12 protein-coding genes and 1 pseudogene are annotated in these 16,947 nt (G+C 56.1%); 4 read left to right on the plus strand and 9 right to left on the minus strand.

The features are described 5' to 3' along the window. Genes ABQ278_RS18975 through ABQ278_RS18985 form a run of 3 tightly spaced genes read right to left on the minus strand, consistent with a single transcriptional unit; the run spans position 1 to position 2,988 of the window. On the minus strand, positions 1–852 hold the full coding sequence (locus ABQ278_RS18975) for an alpha-1,2-fucosyltransferase (protein WP_349322586.1): 852 nt from the start codon (positions 850–852) through the stop codon (positions 1–3). After that, complete coding sequence (locus ABQ278_RS18980; protein ID WP_349322587.1) at positions 849–2,024, minus strand: nucleotide disphospho-sugar-binding domain-containing protein; 1,176 nt, start codon at positions 2,022–2,024, stop codon at positions 849–851. Before ABQ278_RS18980 ends, ABQ278_RS18975 begins: the two co-directional genes overlap by 4 nt. Positions 2,025–2,076: 52 nt before the next feature. Continuing rightward, positions 2,077–2,988: a hypothetical protein gene (locus ABQ278_RS18985; protein WP_349322588.1), complete on the minus strand. Its 912-nt coding sequence runs from the start codon at positions 2,986–2,988 to the stop codon at positions 2,077–2,079. 520 nt (positions 2,989–3,508) lie between these two features. Here ABQ278_RS18985 and ABQ278_RS18990 point away from each other — a divergent pair. Further along, positions 3,509–5,455, plus strand: a complete 1,947-nt coding sequence (locus ABQ278_RS18990; RefSeq protein WP_349322589.1) for an EAL domain-containing protein — start codon at positions 3,509–3,511, stop codon at positions 5,453–5,455. 333 nt (positions 5,456–5,788) lie between these two features. Here the strand turns inward: ABQ278_RS18990 and zigA are convergent, their stop codons facing one another. From zigA to ABQ278_RS19020, 6 genes and pseudogenes are all read right to left on the minus strand, one after another. Further along, on the minus strand, positions 5,789–6,988 hold the full coding sequence (gene zigA, locus ABQ278_RS18995; RefSeq protein WP_349322590.1) for a zinc metallochaperone GTPase ZigA: 1,200 nt from the start codon (positions 6,986–6,988) through the stop codon (positions 5,789–5,791). 623 nt (positions 6,989–7,611) lie between these two features. Continuing rightward, on the minus strand, positions 7,612–8,505 hold the full coding sequence (locus ABQ278_RS19000) for a universal stress protein (RefSeq protein WP_349322591.1): 894 nt from the start codon (positions 8,503–8,505) through the stop codon (positions 7,612–7,614). Positions 8,506–8,847: 342 nt separating this feature from the next. Then, positions 8,848–9,258 carry a DUF6265 family protein gene (locus ABQ278_RS19005; protein WP_349322592.1) on the minus strand — a complete coding sequence of 137 codons (411 nt, stop codon included), beginning with the start codon at positions 9,256–9,258 and terminating at the stop codon, positions 8,848–8,850. Between the two features lie 69 nt (positions 9,259–9,327). Further along, positions 9,328–9,756 (minus strand): response regulator, encoded by a 429-nt coding sequence (locus ABQ278_RS19010; protein WP_349322593.1) that lies wholly within the window; start codon positions 9,754–9,756, stop codon positions 9,328–9,330. Between the two features lie 65 nt (positions 9,757–9,821). Continuing rightward, a complete protein-coding gene (locus ABQ278_RS19015) occupies positions 9,822–11,300 on the minus strand; it encodes a PAS domain-containing methyl-accepting chemotaxis protein (protein WP_349322594.1) in 1,479 nt (492 codons plus the stop codon). 125 nt (positions 11,301–11,425) lie between these two features. Then, a pseudogene (locus ABQ278_RS19020) lies at positions 11,426–11,980 on the minus strand (EAL domain-containing protein); the annotation flags it as partial. 298 nt (positions 11,981–12,278) lie between these two features. Between ABQ278_RS19020 and ABQ278_RS19025 the strand changes: the two are divergent. The 3 genes from ABQ278_RS19025 (at position 12,279) to ABQ278_RS19035 (ending at position 16,923) form a co-directional block, all read left to right on the plus strand. Further along, entirely contained in the window at positions 12,279–12,872 is a 594-nt protein-coding gene (locus ABQ278_RS19025) for a sigma-70 family RNA polymerase sigma factor (RefSeq protein WP_349322595.1), read from the plus strand. Then, positions 12,862–13,824 carry a FecR domain-containing protein gene (locus tag ABQ278_RS19030; protein ID WP_349322596.1) on the plus strand — a complete coding sequence of 321 codons (963 nt, stop codon included), beginning with the start codon at positions 12,862–12,864 and terminating at the stop codon, positions 13,822–13,824. Before ABQ278_RS19025 ends, ABQ278_RS19030 begins: the two co-directional genes overlap by 11 nt. 258 nt (positions 13,825–14,082) lie before the next feature. Further along, positions 14,083–16,923 (plus strand): TonB-dependent receptor, encoded by a 2,841-nt coding sequence (locus tag ABQ278_RS19035; protein WP_349322597.1) that lies wholly within the window; start codon positions 14,083–14,085, stop codon positions 16,921–16,923. Positions 16,924–16,947: the final 24 nt, after the last annotated feature.

Below are 16,947 nucleotides of genomic sequence, written 5' to 3' on the forward strand. Positions count from 1 at the left end.
TCATAACCGCACCGACATGGTTTCTGGATACCCGCCAAAGCGAGATCGGGCGCTAAGTAGCGCGGCTACATCTTCAGCATGACCGCCATAGTGCCATACCGGAAAGACGTAAAATCTGTACCGCGCGTCACCCAAGGGCGCCAGATCAATCTGGGGCCTTTGGCTGGGATTCAAAAGGCCTGCCAACGGATAGTGAATGATGCTGTCGGGTGCGGAGAGCCAACCCGCCAGCCAGGAAAAGGTGCTGATTGCCAGAACCTTGTGACGGGCATGGCGCAGGCTCTGGAAATCCTCGCACGCGGTATCGTGGGTCAGAAAGCGGGCGTCGGGAAAGGCATCGCGCAGGGCATGTTCATACCAACTGTCATCCAGTTGCCCGACAAACACAGGCCTCAAACGAAGCGGCGCCAATAAAGATCGGTAGAAGCTTATCGGCAGAGGAAAATAATCGGGATGTATACCTGCCAGAATGTCACCTGCCCGTATGCTGACGGCAATCTCGTCATCACCAATCGGTGCCCCGGCGACACGCGCATCAAATAGGTTGCGAAAGCGCGCGAGATTGTGGCCAAAATACTCCAACCTCTGAGCGTAGGCATAGATGTCCAGTCCATCGTTCTCATGCGTTGCCAGTCGGCGCAGCACGGCCTTTATGTCGATGCGGTGCCGTGCCGGTACGACGAAAGGCGCACGCCAGGGCGGTACCTCCACGGTCGAGCATAACCCCCAGTCAGGCATCTGGTAACCAACGATCTGCGCGCCGGGCACCTGATCGGCCAAATGGTGCGCCACCATGTAACGAAACATCTGATTGCCGAGATTGCCAGGCTGGACTCGGATATAGGTGGTCATGTGACCAAGCCCCCGATGCGTTCGCGAATAAGCGCCCCCGGCGTGACCGCAAATTGCGGTCTTATCCTGTTGGCGACATCCTGGGCCGCCTGATGAAAGGCCGTGTCGTCATAACGGTCACGAATGACCTGGCGCACGCTTGGCGCCGCGCGCTCGGAGATCGTCACCACGTGCGCGCAACCCTGGCCTTCGCACCGGCGCGCGTGGTAGAGGTGTTCAAGATGCTGCGGGATAGCCACCTGCGGCACACCGGCGGCAAGGCCCAAAGACAAGATGCCGTGCTGGCCGGAATGGACCATCAGACGAGAGCGCCGCGCGATCAGATCGACCGGCACCGGACCATTTTCAAGGCGCACGCCGGCCGCCACGAGCCGGCTGGCGTGATCGTTGTCAAGGCCTGGACAATAGGCCCGTGTGGGCAGTCCCAGCGAGCATATGGCGTCAAGTACGTCCGCATCGGCCAGTTCGGTTGTGGAAAAATAACAGAAGACCTCATCGCCTTCCCCGCCATATTCAGCCGCCACATCCGCGACGGGCGGCAGAAGCCTTTGCGTACGTAAACCATTGTAGGGATCGAGTATGTCAAGCGTGCGGACCAATTCCTGCGAGCGCCGATAGATATCCGGCAGGACACCAAGCCTAGGCACGCCCAGCGGTTCCAAAGCGGTGTTGATCGTCTGCACCATTTCCGCTTCGTCATAAAGCCGCTGGCCATACTCGGGCAGGAAAAGTGGAAATTCCGTCAGTCCCTCGGCCACAATACCATAGCCAGTACCGGTTATAACCGTCGGTATGCCAAGGCTTTGTGCAGCCAGCATGGCGCATGGCGCATAGTCGGCAATAACCAGATCGCTGCGTCGCGCTGTCAGGGCGGCTTTCCACCAGCCGACCTGTCGGGCCAGAAACGCGGGATCGCGGAATCCGCTATCGCCCAGGAATTCACCCCACGTGGCGGTGCGCACCGGACCTTCTCGACGGGCCGCGTCATATCTGAGACGTGCCGCCGGAAAGACCATTTCGCACAAAGGCTGAAGCTCCGCCACGTAATCCATCCGGCACAGAGCGGCATCGTAGACGAAGCCATCACCGAGGGCCGCCGCCACCGTCTTTAAGGTGACAACATGCCCTCGCCCGGCGCCCGCCTCCCAGGCCAGCAGAACTCTTGGCTTCATAGGTCAAAACTCCGCCACGCTGGGAGACTGGCCATGTTCAGTCGCCACAGGCTTACTGAGCGTAGCAGGCACCGCAAACGCAGTCATTATCGTCATCTTCCGGCGGCGGCGGCGGCAAGGCAACATCGGTGCGGCGACGTGAATGACCGATGCCATACATATCGTCCTTCAGATGGTTGGTGTAGGTTTCCTGATCGCGAATGGCCTTGAGCGACCCGCCATCGCCGCCAAAACGCACGCGCAGCCCCACCCATGCGCCGCTATAGGCCTTGTCACCGAAACGCCCCTCAGCAAACACAGAGACCGTCGAGGATTGCCACTTATAGGCACGCTCAACACCCGCCACACCGCCATGACGTCCGCTGCCATAACGATGACCAAGCGTCAGCGCCCAGTTGGGCCGCGGATAGTAGGTAACGTCAGCCAGGCTGAAAAAGCCATCCTTGGCACCATAGGTATCGACCACCGTGTAACCTGGAATCGTACCGGCGATAACCGTCGCGGCACCCACCTTTTCATGACCGGCGACCCAGGTGAAAGCGGTCTTATCGCCCTGATAGACAAGTTCGAGCCCCACGCGCTCGCTGTTTAGTTTTACCGGCGTTTTAACATGGGTTTTTGAGGCGTAGACGCCCAATGTGGTGTGCGCGGAAGCTTTGAAACCCAGATGTGCTGCGCCGGCGACCGTGCTGTCGCCGGCATGTTCAGCCGCCAAGAGATCAACCTGTCCCTTGAAGGTTTCACCGTAAGAGAAGCTTAAGGAAGGCAGAAGGCCTTTGCTATCTTTTGTCTCCCGCTTGCCAAGGGGGCGTGTGTCCGTTGTTGTCCCGGCAAACCCTTCGACACGGAACCAAGCATGGCTATCCGCCGCGGACTGAGCCGCCGCCAGTTCCGGCGATAGGCCCACAGCCGTCGTGGCGACAAGAGCAAGCGCCAGTTTTGATCGTGAGAAATTTTGAAGCATCCAATAGACCCCTGATTGAGAGATGAGTACAGGACGCCAGACTTTCGCACTTCCCCGGCATGGAGAAGACGGTAAGGTGTTGCAAAGCGAGGTGTATGGTTGCTTTACGCCGTTGCAACAGTTTGCAACGCCTCTCAAGGCCTCGATTTGCAAGGCCTTCGCCAAACCGATGAAACCCAGCTCACACGAACATTTCTTTTGTAAACTGAGCGTTAGTGAAATTGGCGTAACATGGTTCACAGGTTCGTCTCGCCAAGCGCAAGCCTTGTAAAACCGTCGGGGCGATATCGGCCAGGCCAGGATTTGATCGTGAATATTCGCATGGCGACAGCCACCCTGAAGTTTTACCGGATACTAAAATTGCCAATTATGACTTTCATCGCGCCTGTTTTGCCGGATAAAATGAAGCCGCCAAGGTGGCAGCATTGATATGACTTCAGATATCAAGAGAGACCTCCCCCTTCAGGCCAAGCTGATAGAAGCCGCCTATAAAAATATACCGCCCATGCTGTGCGTGAACATGGCGGCCGCCTTTGGGGCGACCTGGACTGTGCTGGGAGAAGGCTACCAGCTTGCATGGGGTTGGCTCGTCTTGATGCTGGTCTTGACCGCTATTCGGCTCTTTGACTGGTGGAAATACAGATCCGCCCTGACATCGGGCGCGGTCGGCGCCCCGGCGCAGATTGCGTATTGGCAACAAAATTATGGCGTATGGTTATGTGCCTCGGCCGTTCTGTGGGCTGTTCTTGCCTGCGCGGTGATTGACGGCGAGGCACAGCATGAAGGGTGCGTGGCAAAATATACCCTGATTATCATCGTTTCCGCCCTGGCGGGCGGGGCCACCGGGGTCACCGCTGCCTTGAAATATGAGGGCCGATGCTACATCAGCATATTGCTGCTCTCGGGGTCTTTGGCGCTCGCTATCTTCAGCCCCGTCGATATCGCTATTGCGGCGCTTGGTCTTGTCTTCTGGGTTGTGATGCTTGTGAGCCACAACAACAACAACGCCATTCTGCGCCAAAGCCTGAATTTGCAGCATGAAAACATCAAGTTGATTGCAGATCTTAAGGATCTCAATGGCACGCTCGAAACAAAAATCATCGACCGCACTCGCGCCTTGAAAGAGATCGCGCATCTGGACGCTCTCACACAATTGCCCAACCGGCGCGGACTGATGGAGTGGGCCAGGGCCTTTATAAAAGACCATAACAACTTATCCGTCGCCGTCATGTTTCTGGATCTCGATCGCTTCAAGCAGATCAATGATGCCCTGGGACACGACATCGGGGACCGCGTTCTGGTCAGCGTGGCAGAGCAGATCAAAACCCAGTTGCCGCCGGACGCCATACTGGCCCGCTGGGGGGGCGACGAATTTATCGTGGCCGTCCCCCGCACAGTCGAAGCACCCGGCCGGGTTCATAGCCTCTCTGATCAGATAATCGAGGCGGTCAGCCTGCCCTTTACGCTCAACGGCGAAACCATCAAATTGGGCGTCAGCATCGGGTTGGCGCTCTACCCGGATGACGACAAGTCCTTTACAGACGTCATTCACGCTGCGGATCTAGCGGTGACCGAGGTCAAGCGCACTGAGCGCGGACGCGCCCTTGCCTATAGCGAAACCTACGCGGAAATTCAGCGCCGCAGATACGATCTGAGCCGCGCTTTGGGTGAGGCCATCGGTAAGGATGAACTCAGTCTGGTGTATCAGCCGCTCATCAGCGCCAAAACGGGTCGCGTGGTGGCCCAGGAAGCGCTCGCTCGCTGGAAGCATCCTGTTCTGGGCGCCATAAGCCCCGATGAATTCATAAAACTGGCAGAAGATACCGACAGGATCGTGGCCTTGGGCGACTGGGCGTTAGAGCGTGCCTGCACAGATGCCGTCAATTGGGGGCAGGACGGCGCAGGCGTTAAGATTGCGGTAAATGCGTCCATCAAACAACTGCTTCACGGCCATTTTGATCTCAAGGTCGTTCAGATACTGAACCGGACTGGCCTCAGCCCGTCGCGCCTTGAGATCGAAGTCACCGAATCCCTTTTCGATGATGAGCATCTCGAACAGGTTCTGGGCTGCGTAAAAAACCTGCGCGAACTCGGCGTCGAGATCCAAATTGATGACTTCGGCACCGGCTATTCATCCCTCTCACGTCTGCACAAATTCCCTGTGACCGGTGTCAAGATCGACCGCCACTTTGTCAATGATGTCAATGGCCAGGGCCGTGTCATCGTCGAAAGCGCGGTCATGATCGCGCGGCGATTTGGTTTTGAGGTGATCGCCGAAGGCGTCGAAACGCTTGAGCAGGCAAAAGCCCTGTACGACATCGGCGTTGACAAGTTTCAGGGCTATTATTTCGGGCGGCCTTCGGCTGTGGCTTGCCAGAAGGGCTTTGATCCCCAATGGACGTCTGAAGTCCCGCTGACGACAGACGGGGATGGCGCTTCCTTCTTGTCCTACTCCGGCCTCCGATAAGCCTAACCCACACTTAGAGCCTGGCAGCCGCCTAGAACGCCTGAATAAGCTCCATAACCCTATACAACTATTACGCTTTTATCGTTTGTCGTTGACAGGCGTACAGAAGTATACTGAAAGCAGCAATTTCGGTGACACCAAGCCTGTGGGCGACGTCGGCTTGCGGCACGGTATGAGCGATTTATTCCGGAGACAATTCCGTCACGTGAGCCCCTCTACAAAGGCTTCGGCAACAACGGTAACCCGACACTCAGTACGCCCCGGCGATTTTAAAAGCTCTGGGAGTGAAGCGCTCGATAGCGCCCCAGTCCATTGGCCATTCCTTGCGTATATTCAGGCGGCATCGCGCCGCGGTCCCCATTTCGGGAACGGATCGGGAAGCCTAGCCCACCACTTCTCGCCGCGCCGCATTTCGTGCGAGGTCAACAGCGCCGCGTCGAGCATTGCCTCTATCTTATCCTTGTCCATACCGCTGCCGATGATGACGATTTCCTGACGGCGGTCCCCATATGGTGCACGCCACATGGTATCGATGAACGAGCGGCTTTCCGGATCGGTCGGACGGCGTTTCGCCGGCACGGCCGCCCACCAGTATCCACCCCACTCATTGATCGCGACAGCGCCTGCCTGTGACCACGTCCCGACATAGTCCATACGCGATGCAAGCCAGAAGAAACCTTTGGAACGCCAAACGCCCGGCCACTCCCTGTCGAACACAGCCTTGATCCGGGCGGGATGGAACGGTTTACGGGCACGATAGACAAAGCTCGATACGCCATATTCTTCGGTTTCGGGTACATTGTTGAATTCCAACGCCTGACGCCACCCGGCTGCCGTCTGCGCGCGCTCCATATCGAACAGGCCCGTGTTAAGTATTTCGGTCAGAGGTACCACCCCCTTCTCTGCCCGCAGGATTTTGGCAAGCGGGTTGAAAGACCGGCATATACCCTCGACTGTGCGGGCCTCTTCGGACGTTACCAGGTCGAGCTTATTGAGGATGATGACATCGGCAAACTCGATCTGCTCCACCAAGAGGTTGACGACGGTGCGGTTGTCATCCTCGCCCAGGCTTTCACCTCGGTCGGCGAGAAAATCGCGCGAGGCATAGTCCCGGTGGAAGTTAAAGGTATCAACGACCGTGACCATCGTGTCGAGGCGCGCGAAGTCCTTCAACGTTGCCCCGCTCTCTTCTACAAAATCGAAGGTCGCAGCCACCGGCAACGGCTCGGCAATCCCCGTGCCTTCGATAAGCAGATAGTCAAACCGACCAGACTGAGCCAAATCGCGCACTTCTTCCAGAAGATCCTCGCGCAAGGTACAACAGATGCAGCCGTTCGACATCTCGACGAGCTTTTCCTGGGTCCGCGACAGATTGGCATCTCCTCCCTTTACCAGGGCGGCGTCTATATTGACCTCGCTCATGTCGTTGACGATCACCGCCACGCGCAACCCCTCACGATTGCGCAGCACATGATTCAGCAAGGTCGTCTTCCCAGCCCCCAGGAAGCCGGATAAAACGGTTACAGGTAACATGAGGAGCTCCATACGTTTTTCGATATGTTATATCGTAACATTAAATGGAACGTGTTCAAGGTGTTTGTGACAGTAAGACGTAGAAAAAATTGCTCATCTTGCGATGAACAGCTTTTGTTCAGGCTGTTCGCGACGAAACTGGAAGCTGTACATCAACCCGCCGCACAGGTTGCGACCCGGCTCTACCACGGCTTGCTTGGTCGACGAGTGGCTTCGCGCATCTCAATGTCGCCCAGATATGCACACAAAACGTTCAGGCTTTCCGGCCGTTTAGATTATGCGAACAATCAGTACCCCCTTCGCGACGTCAGGAAGACACTTAAGTGCAACCCGCTAGCCGCTTCTGGGCGCCAGCGCTAAAAATGCGACAAGGCCTTGATTGAGATCAAACGCTTGCGAGGGCTCTAATCGATATTCCCGTCTCTTCCAAAGAGACTTCTAAGCAGATATAATCAAACACGTTGCTCTTCTTTTGACGCTGGGACTGACACCGCGTCGTGATCCCGTATTTCATCTTATGATCGGAGAGAAACGCCTCAAGCCAAGTTGCCGAATGCTTTTATAGAGGAAAGCGCGCCCTCGCGATTATCCCATGTTTTTGGTGATAATCGACAAACCAATTCTTAATGGGCAAGGAGAAGCGGAATTCGCGAGTGCTTTAGAAGGTGATTGCTCACACCTCCTAAAATCATCTCGCCCAAATGACCGTGGCCATAAGCCCCCATTACCAACATATCCGCCTTCAGGTCGTTAGCCTTTTCGAGCAAAATGTGGCCTATACCGTGCGCGACGCGCTCACAGTGAATGAACTCGGCAGAAATTCCGTGAACCGCCAGATAGCGGACGATATCGGCGTCACCCATCGTATCGACAGGATCGCTCATACCCTCGATACTGACCAAGTAGACGCTTTCAGCCTGCAAAAGGTAAGGCAGGGCGGCTCGAAGGGCGCGTGATGCTGTCAAGCTACCGTCCCAGGCTATCGCAACCTTGCGCGCGAAACCCGTCGTTGACAGGGCGGCTCCGAGCAATCTGGGAATGGCCAAAACCGGGCTGCCCGTCTTAAACAGGGCCGTCAACACGGTTTCAAGATTGCCGTCAGAGCTGTTATCAGAGCCTACCACAATTATATCTACGGAACGCCCGTCCTTTGGCAGGCACTCCGCCGTCGTCCCGACCAAGGTTCGAAAACTTGCCTGTGCAAGGCCTGCCACCGCCTTGACACTATCTTCGACAAGCTCAACAGAATGGGCCTGTGAAAGGCTCGTGACGGATTTAAGGGCCGTCTCGGTCAATTCGCGGGCGCTTTGTTCCAGGATTTTGACTGCGGCCCCATCTCGATACTGACCTGAGGCATAACCGGCGCCAATTGTCGCCGCATAAAGTAGGGGGGGCTCGGCGAGATGTAAAACCCGAAGGCTGCCCTTGACCGTGTGCGTAAGATTGAAGGCCGTAGTCAGTGCATTCGCTTCATCGGCGTTGCCGCTGTAAACGCACAGGATTGATCTTATAGACATGACGTGGATCCTATCTGATGGGTTGCAGGATAGGCCAATGCCGGGATTTCGGTTTGTCTGTAATCAAATCCAAAAAATAGATGCACATTAACGGCTTTTGAGAGGGCTTTGGCGCCTTCCATACGCTCGGAATTGCGGCGCATAAGATAGTCGAACAATCACGGGTCAGCAGGGTGCACTTGATCAATTCCTACATCCCGTCGACGCTCCGGTCGCAATAGGGCGATGACTTCGTAAGGTTGGTGTCACAAAGTCGCAGTGATGCATGAGTGGCAAGATTTACGTAATGAGCATCAGGCGCACGCGCCCCCCGCGGTTTAATCCTTCTGGGCCCCGGAGCCTCTACAAAGGACAAAGAGCCTTGAGCGGTGAGAGCGTGTAGGTCCATTCACTCGACCGAGGCTTACCATCGACCGTGCCTTCAATGCGGGCAATCAGATGATCAGCCTCCCGCCGATAAGTTATACGGTTAGGGAAATCATGCCCGGTGTTCTCAAACACAATCCGAAGATCGGCATTCTCAATGGCGCGAAACTCTGCAGGACGCTGGTTGGATGGATAGGCAAAAAAACTAATCCCCTCAGACCCTCGGCCAATTCTCGAAAATTCCCAGCTTGTGCGACGACCAAGCGTCTTGCTCATGCCCAGCAAAACATCGCCTCGCGCGTCCGTCCAGGTTTCTGACACCTCGCGCCCCGGCGTACATTGGAGCCAATGCCCGGCCATCCAGTTCGGGAGAGCAGGTTCAGACATCAGGGACACCCCCAGCAGAACGATTTTTAGCATTCGACACCTCTGATATAGTCACTTATATCAGATGATTTATTGAAGAAAAACCGTGCCAAACTCAATACTGATCATAGCGTCGACCTGCCGGCTTTCCAGTTCCTTGCTGATGTGCTCGACATCAATGAGCTTGAAAGGTTTGGCGAGGACGTAGTCGACATGGGACCTGCGCGCGCGATTGATCGCCTTAGCGATGCTGTCACTTTCCTTAAAATCACCGGCGGTCATAACCGCGATCGCCAGCCCGGGCTGAAGCGCCTTATATTCGTGGAGGTGATCCAGCGAATTATCCTCCGCCAGAAAAACGTCCAGCAAAAGCAGGTCGAAAGACGCTCCAGCCAGTTTCTCCCGCGCCTCCGCATGGGACGCCACGTTGTCTGTCCGAAAGCCGAGTTGCTGAAACATAGCCCCGATCGCCTGGGCTTGGACGCGGCTGTCTTCCACGATTAAAACTGTCTTCGTCATAGGGTTACTCGCTAAAAAAAGCGTCAGCTGAACACATCACCGGGGTCGCGCCCGCTGTAGCTATCCTACGCCACAAGGCGTTCGACATTGATCTTCACATCCCCTGACGCGGTGACCACGGCGCCAAACGCCCCTGTTATCCGGATTAGGCTATTCTCGATGTCTTGAATCGCCGACACGGCGGATTGCATATTCGAGGAAATCTCACCCGTCACCGCATGCTGCTCCTCGATCGCGCTGGCAACATTGCCGACACTGTCAAGCACGTGGGTCAGAGAGTCCGAAATGAGGTTGAGGGCGGCCGCCACCTCACCACTGATCGATTGGATCCTGGCAATTTCGTCGCCAATGGTCTTGGTAGAGGTCGACGCCTGATTGGCTAGTGACTTGACCTCGGAGGCCACAACCGCAAAGCCTTTACCGGCTTCTCCGGCGCGGGCCGACTCTATGGTTGCGTTCAGCGCCAGGAGATTTATCTGGGAGGCGATGTCCTGAATGAACGTCACTACACTGTTCATGGACTCGGCCGATGTCGCCAGGCTGGCGGCAGAGCCGTTGGCCGTCTCAGCATGGCGGAACACGCTCTCAACACCTGACTTCGCCGCCGTCATGCTTTCGGCGATTTCACGAACACTCGCACTAAGCTCCTCGGCCGCCGCCGCGACGGCATTGACCATGGCGCTGGTTTCGGTCGACGCGCTCGACGCGCCAGAGGCCATTTGATTAGCGCCATCCATCTGGGAGAGCACATCGCCAAGCTGACCGTCGATGGCCCGACCGATCGTGTCATTGGCCAACCTACGCTCAACACCGGGGGTGACGTCGGTCGCGAATTTCACCACCTTGATGACGGCGCCCGTGTCGTCGAAAATCGGGTTATAGGACGCCTGGATATAAGCGATCTTACCGCCTTTGCCGATCCGGCGGAATTCGTCGGCAATGAACTCGCCTGCCGCTAACCTCGACCAGAAACGCTTATAGTCTGGAGAGGCCACATAGGTCGGGTCGCAGAACATCTGGTGGTGATGGCCCTTGATCTCATCCAGACGATATCCAAGGACGTCCAGAAAGTTTTCATTCGCGGCAAGGACTGTTCCATCCGGGCTGAATTCGATGACGGCTTGAGCGCGGTCAATGGCCGCCATCTTGCCGATTGAATCCAGTTCCCGCAGCTTCGTCTCCGTAATGTCGGCAGCAAATTTGATAACCTTACATACCAGGCCCTTGCGATCGATGATCGGATTGTAGGTCGCCTGCAGCCAAACGACACGTCCGCCACGGCCCACGCGCTTAAAGGCGCCCGATTGAAACGTCCCAGACGACAGGTTCCGCCAGAACTGCCGATAGACGTCGCTGCTGACAAAAGCCTGGTCGCAGAAGATTTCATGGTGCTTGCCGACAATCTCATCGAAGCTATACCCCATAACCTGGAGAAAGTTGGCATTGGCTTTGATCACACGCCCGTCTGGCGTGAACTCGATGACCGCTTGCGAGGCGTCGATAGCGGCTACGATAGCCTTAAGGTCATTGATAAAACCAAACATTTTAACCACCTGCATACGAGTTACATCGGCGAGGCTGTTCTCGCAGGACACAACATTATGAATAATGGTGTTATCAAAACCCCTAATGGATAGTTAAAAGCAACGGTCACGTGAGGCAAATTGCCTCATAAAGCATAAAATATGCTCGCGTTTCGACATCTTCCAACAGACGTCCGTCGAATATCAAAAGGGGAATTGCGTTGCTCGACGCCCCCCGATGGCCACCCCATAAGGGGCTGACACGCTTGGGGAGGCGGCTTGCCAAACAGGTGGCCCAGTCTGGTTTCGCAGCCTATTTGCGTCAGTTGCAACGCGTGCGCATGGATTTCGATGCCTTCTGCCGTTGCTTTCAGGCTATGGCTCATGGCGATGATGGCCTTGACCAGCTTCCGGCTTTCCGCGCTCTCGCTCATACTCATGACGAACGACTGGTCGATCTTGAGCTTGTCGAAAGGCAGGGACCGAAGATGTTGCAGGCTGGAAGAGCCCGTGCCGAAATTGTCGAGGGGCAGCGTCATCCCTCTGGCTTTCAGCGAGATGAGGGTTCGGCGCGCCACGTCGACATCATGCACCAGGGCATTTTCGGTGATTTCGATTTCCAGCCTGTCCAGGATGTTACAAATTTCTGTGCTGAGTTGACAATCCCGAAACTGGATCGGAGAAATATTGAGCGAGAGATAGGTCCCCTTTGGCTTTTTAGCGCCGCTTCCTTACAGCTCGTCTTATGGCGCCCCGCCTTAGGGGCTCAAAGAAAATCTTGGGCGAGGCCTTGTAAACATGGTTTATCCTTGAGATCCACCATTTCAGTTGGTCATCGCGAAACTAAGCCCCCCTTCCCTTTTCTTGGGAGCAAATTCTACCGATCTTGGGTGCGACAGGAACGATTTACACGATCCTGAAAATTAAATTTGCCGTAGCCCACGGAAATGCTCGGCATAACCGTCTATGATGTGACTGGCGCCAAGTTTTAGTCAGGAGATGCCTATTTCACAGAGCCGCAGCGAGATCGTCGCATGGGTGGGGAGTCATATTGTTCCCCATGAGGCACGACTGCGCCTATGGCTCAAGGGGATGAGGATATCGGATGACGAGGTCAACGACATTATACAAGACGCCTATGTCAGGATAGCACGCCTGCAAAGCGTTGCGCACATCTCTGACGGGAAGTCTTATTTTTTCCAGACGGCCAAGTCCGTACTCATTCAAAAAATCCGAAGATCGCGCATCGTGCCGATTGGGCAGCTCACCGAAATTGATGCGGCGAATTTAAGCGATACCGGCCCTAGCGCTGAACGAAGGCTGAGTGCGCGCCAGGAACTGGACAACGTCAGGGCGCTTATCGCGAGCTTGCCCGACAGGTGTCGCACCATTTTTGAAATGCGGCGGATACAGGGGCTTTCACAAAAAGAGATAGCCAAGCGTCTCGGGGTTACCGAAAACGTAGTGGAAATGCAGGCCGTACGGGGATTAAAACTGATCCTCAAAGGCCTGGAGATCAATGACAAGGGCGGTGGGGGCGCCACGACAGTAAAAGCGGAGACCCGGTTTGAGGTCAAAACAAATGGAAAATGAACGACCAGACGGTTCGGCGGAATATTGGGCCATTCGCCTTAAATCTTCCCCCCTCCAACCGGCCGAACAGGCCTCCCTCGACACATGGCTGAGTGAGGACGAGCGGCGCCAGGGGGCCTTGCTGCGCGCCCAGGCGACATTGTCCTACCTTGATCGGGGACGGGCTTTGTCGACTTCAGAGCCTTATTCCGCCCATCCAAGGACCCGACGCGGTTTCTTAGGTTATGTTGCCGGCGCCGCAGCGGCTGCTACCGCGGCGAGCCTGATCTTGCTGCTGCCGCGAAACAAACAGATCGTCACCGAGATAGGCGAAGTCCGGCAGGTCCCGCTGACAGATGGCTCAGTCGCAACCATAAACACCGCATCCAAGGTCGAGGTCCGTTTCGAAAAAACCAAACGCATTGTAGAATTGTCCGATGGAGAGGCCTGGTTTCGAGTCGCACACGACAAGACACGCCCATTTATCGTGAAGGCGGGAGATGTGCGGGTACGCGCCATTGGTACAGCCTTTTCGGTGCGCCGCCGCAACAGCAGCGCGGATGTCTTGGTGACCGAAGGTGTTGTCGAAACCTGGGTCGTTGGCAAGCAGAACCAGGCTGTAAGGATCGAAGCCGGATCAAAAGCCTTTATTTCCAGTGATGCCGGCGAAATTGCTCCCACCCTTGCCTCCCAAGAAATCGACCGCTCCCTCGCCTGGCGTACCGGCGAACTGGCGCTCGACGGTGAAACGCTTGATTTCGCAGTTGAGGAGATCAACCGCTACAACACAAAGAAACTGGTCGTCGACACCCCCGATCTCGGACGAGAGCCTCTGGTGGGTTACTTTCGCACCAACGAGCCGGCCAACTTTGGCCATGCCGTTTCCGCACTCCTGGGCGCAAGGGTAATTGATGACGGTAATGTTATACGCATAGCAAGACCAATTAGAGACCTGAACGAGCCCAATTCATAAAATTTTTATAACCAAACTGACGGAAGCCTTCCACCCAACCGTCTACATTCCCAGAGCCGCAAGGGCTCACTTAGGCATTAAGGAGATAGTCCAATGGGGGCTTTGGGTAAGGTGGGGTTGAAGCCATGGTTGTTCGGTTCGACAGCTGCAATCGTTTGCGTAATCGGGAGCACACCCGTCTATGCGCAGACAAGAACATTTGATGTCGCTGCACAACCGGCGTCTCGGAGCCTTCCTCTTTTCGGCAAACAAGCGGGCGTGCAGATTCTGGCCAGCGCCAAGACCCTCGCCACCAAACGCACCAATCAGGTGAAAGGGGACTATACCGTCGCCGCCGGGATGGCGCAGCTTCTGGCTGGTACCGGCCTCGTTGGGGTACCTGATAGCGCTTCGGGCATTCTGACAATTCGTGACACCAACCCGGTCGCTTCCGTAGAATACACCGCCGTACAGGCTACGTCGTCCAATACGACGTCTATCGCAGAAGGTCCTCAGCCTGCAACCAGTGCCGACAGTATGGCTGACACCCAGATCGCTACGACGGAAGTCGTTGTAACGGGCATTAAGCGTAGCCTGCAAAAATCGGCCGCAGCCAAGAAAGCCTCCAACTCGATCGTGGAAGTCGTAACGGCAGAGGACATCGGCAAACTGCCAGGACTGAGTATTGCCGAGTCACTTGCGCGTATGCCGGGCGTAGCGGCGCAGCGCGTCGACGGACGCGCTCAGGTGTTGTCGATCCGTGGTCTGGCGCCAAAGTTCGGCGTCACACTGCTCAATGGCCAGGAAATGGTCAGTACCGGCGATGATCGCTCTTTCGAATATGACCAGTTTCCGGCGGAGCTGGTAAGTTCGGCCACGCTTTACAAGACCCCTGATGCGTCATTAGGGACCATGGGCCTCTCCGGCACTGTCGATATTCGCACCTTGCAACCCCTGGATTTCCATGGCCGCAAGATTAACGTCAGCGCACGGGTGGATTCAAACTCTATCGGCGACACGATTCCCGGCACCAAGAGCACGGGCAACCGCCTGAGTTTTTCGTATATCGACCAGTTTGCCGATGGCAAGATCGGTGTCGCCATAGGCTATGCCCACCTCGACAGTCCAAATCAAAAGCAATACTTCAACCCTTGGGACTATGGTACGGGCAACGACCTTGGCGTCAACGGCGTCACCACAGCCTATACCTTCAATGGTTTCGAAACAGGTGTGGCATCAACCAAAACCGTGCGCGACGGTCTGCTGGGCGTTGTTCAATTCAAGCCCAACGACACCTTCACAAGTCAGGTCAATCTCTTCCATTCCAAATTTCAACAACGCATGGACGGCCGTGAGTTGGTGGGTGTCCTGGCCAATTGGGCGAGTGGCAGCACACCCTCGGCAACAATCGGCACGGCCGGTGTCACGGTCACCAATGCCAGTCCGATTTTGACTATGCGTAAAGATAATCGCGACGATCAGGTGGATGCCATCAGCTGGACCAACAGCTTTGAGTTAGGTGAGTGGAAGGCGCGGGCAGACCTTGGGGTATCACATGCCAAGCGGAAGGAATGGATGGCGGAAGCCTACGCCATGCCGACGACGCCCATCACATTCACTGTAGCCCTGCCGACGGGCTACGACGCCTTCGGCAAGGTTGCCTCGACGTTTGACTTCGGTAATGGTGCCAACTATCGACTGGCGGGTGCCTGGTGGGGCGGTGGGGCTTATGGCGCCGTGGCGCAGGTTGACGACAAGATGACGACGGCCCGGCTGTCGGCCAAACGCAGCCTCGACTGGGGCGTGATCAGCGCCTTCGAAGGTGGCCTGATCTACGGCGAACGCGACAAGACACTCACCTATGTCGGCACGAACTACAACTTCAAGAACGCCTCCCCCTGCCTCGACGGTTTGGTGTGCGCGCCAATGCCTTCCGGTCTGCTGCAATCGTCCGTCGACCTTGGCTTTGCAGGCGTGCCGCATCTCATTAGCTTTGACGTCGGACAGGCCCTGGCCAGTGGCGCCTATATCGCATCGCCAAATGACCCGAAGAGTCCGGCGTGGAACTGGGGTGTCAACGAAAAGGTGACGACGGCCTTCGCGAAGTTCGACATCAATTATCAAAGCGCCATTCCCATACGCGGTAATTTTGGCCTCCAGGCCGTCAGCGCGAAGCAAAGCGCCACAGGTCTTTATGTCGACGCCAGCGGCGCTCGGAACCCGATCCAAGGCGGCACCGACTATACAGATGTGCTTCCCAGCCTGAACCTCATAGCCGAGTTGGGTAATGCAACCTATCTACGCTTCGGCGCTGCAAAAGCCGTCGCACGACCCAATATGGCTGACATGCGCGCCGGCATCACGGCATCGGTGAACACCTCCGACCATCAATGGTATGGCTCAGGCGGCAATCCCAACCTCAAGCCATGGCAATCGAACGACTACGATGTGTCGCTAGAAAAATACTTTGGCAAGGGCGCCTATGTCGCGGTCGCCGCCTTTATCAAAGACGTCACGACAGGTATTGTCACCAAGGATGTGGCTTACGATTTCACCGGCTTTGTTAACCCTTCCGGAATCACGCCGACCAGCAATATGGGGACCTTGACCACCCCGACAAACACTAGCGGCGGCAAGGTTCAGGGCTGGGAACTCAGTGGCACGCTCGACGGTGGCCAGTTTCACCCTGCACTGGAGGGCTTCGAACTCATCGGCAGCTTTTCCAAGACCAAGGTCAAGGCCAGTACAGATGCCGATGGTGTCCGGGTCGGCACCTTGCTCGAAGGCCTGTCCGGAGAAGTATGGACCGCAACAGCCTACTATGAAAATCATGGCTTCCAGGCGCGCATTGGCGAGCGTTATCGCTCTGGCTTTACAGCCACGCGACACAATGCCTTTCGTTTCGTAACCGATACGATCCGGCCGGAAAAAATCGTCGACGCCCAGATAGGTTACACGATCCCTTCTGGACCGATGAAAGACATGGCGATTTCTTTGCAAGCCAACAACCTTACCAATACGCCTTATGTGGTGACTCAGACGGTCGATGGCCACACCATCGTCAAGGAACATCACGAGTTTGGCACGGAATACCTGCTGGGCGTGTCCTTCTCCTTCTAGAGCAGGACGTCTGTTGCGTGTGTC

The organism is Asticcacaulis sp. MM231 (genome assembly GCF_964186625.1).
Classification (GTDB): Bacteria; Pseudomonadota; Alphaproteobacteria; order Caulobacterales; family Caulobacteraceae; genus Asticcacaulis.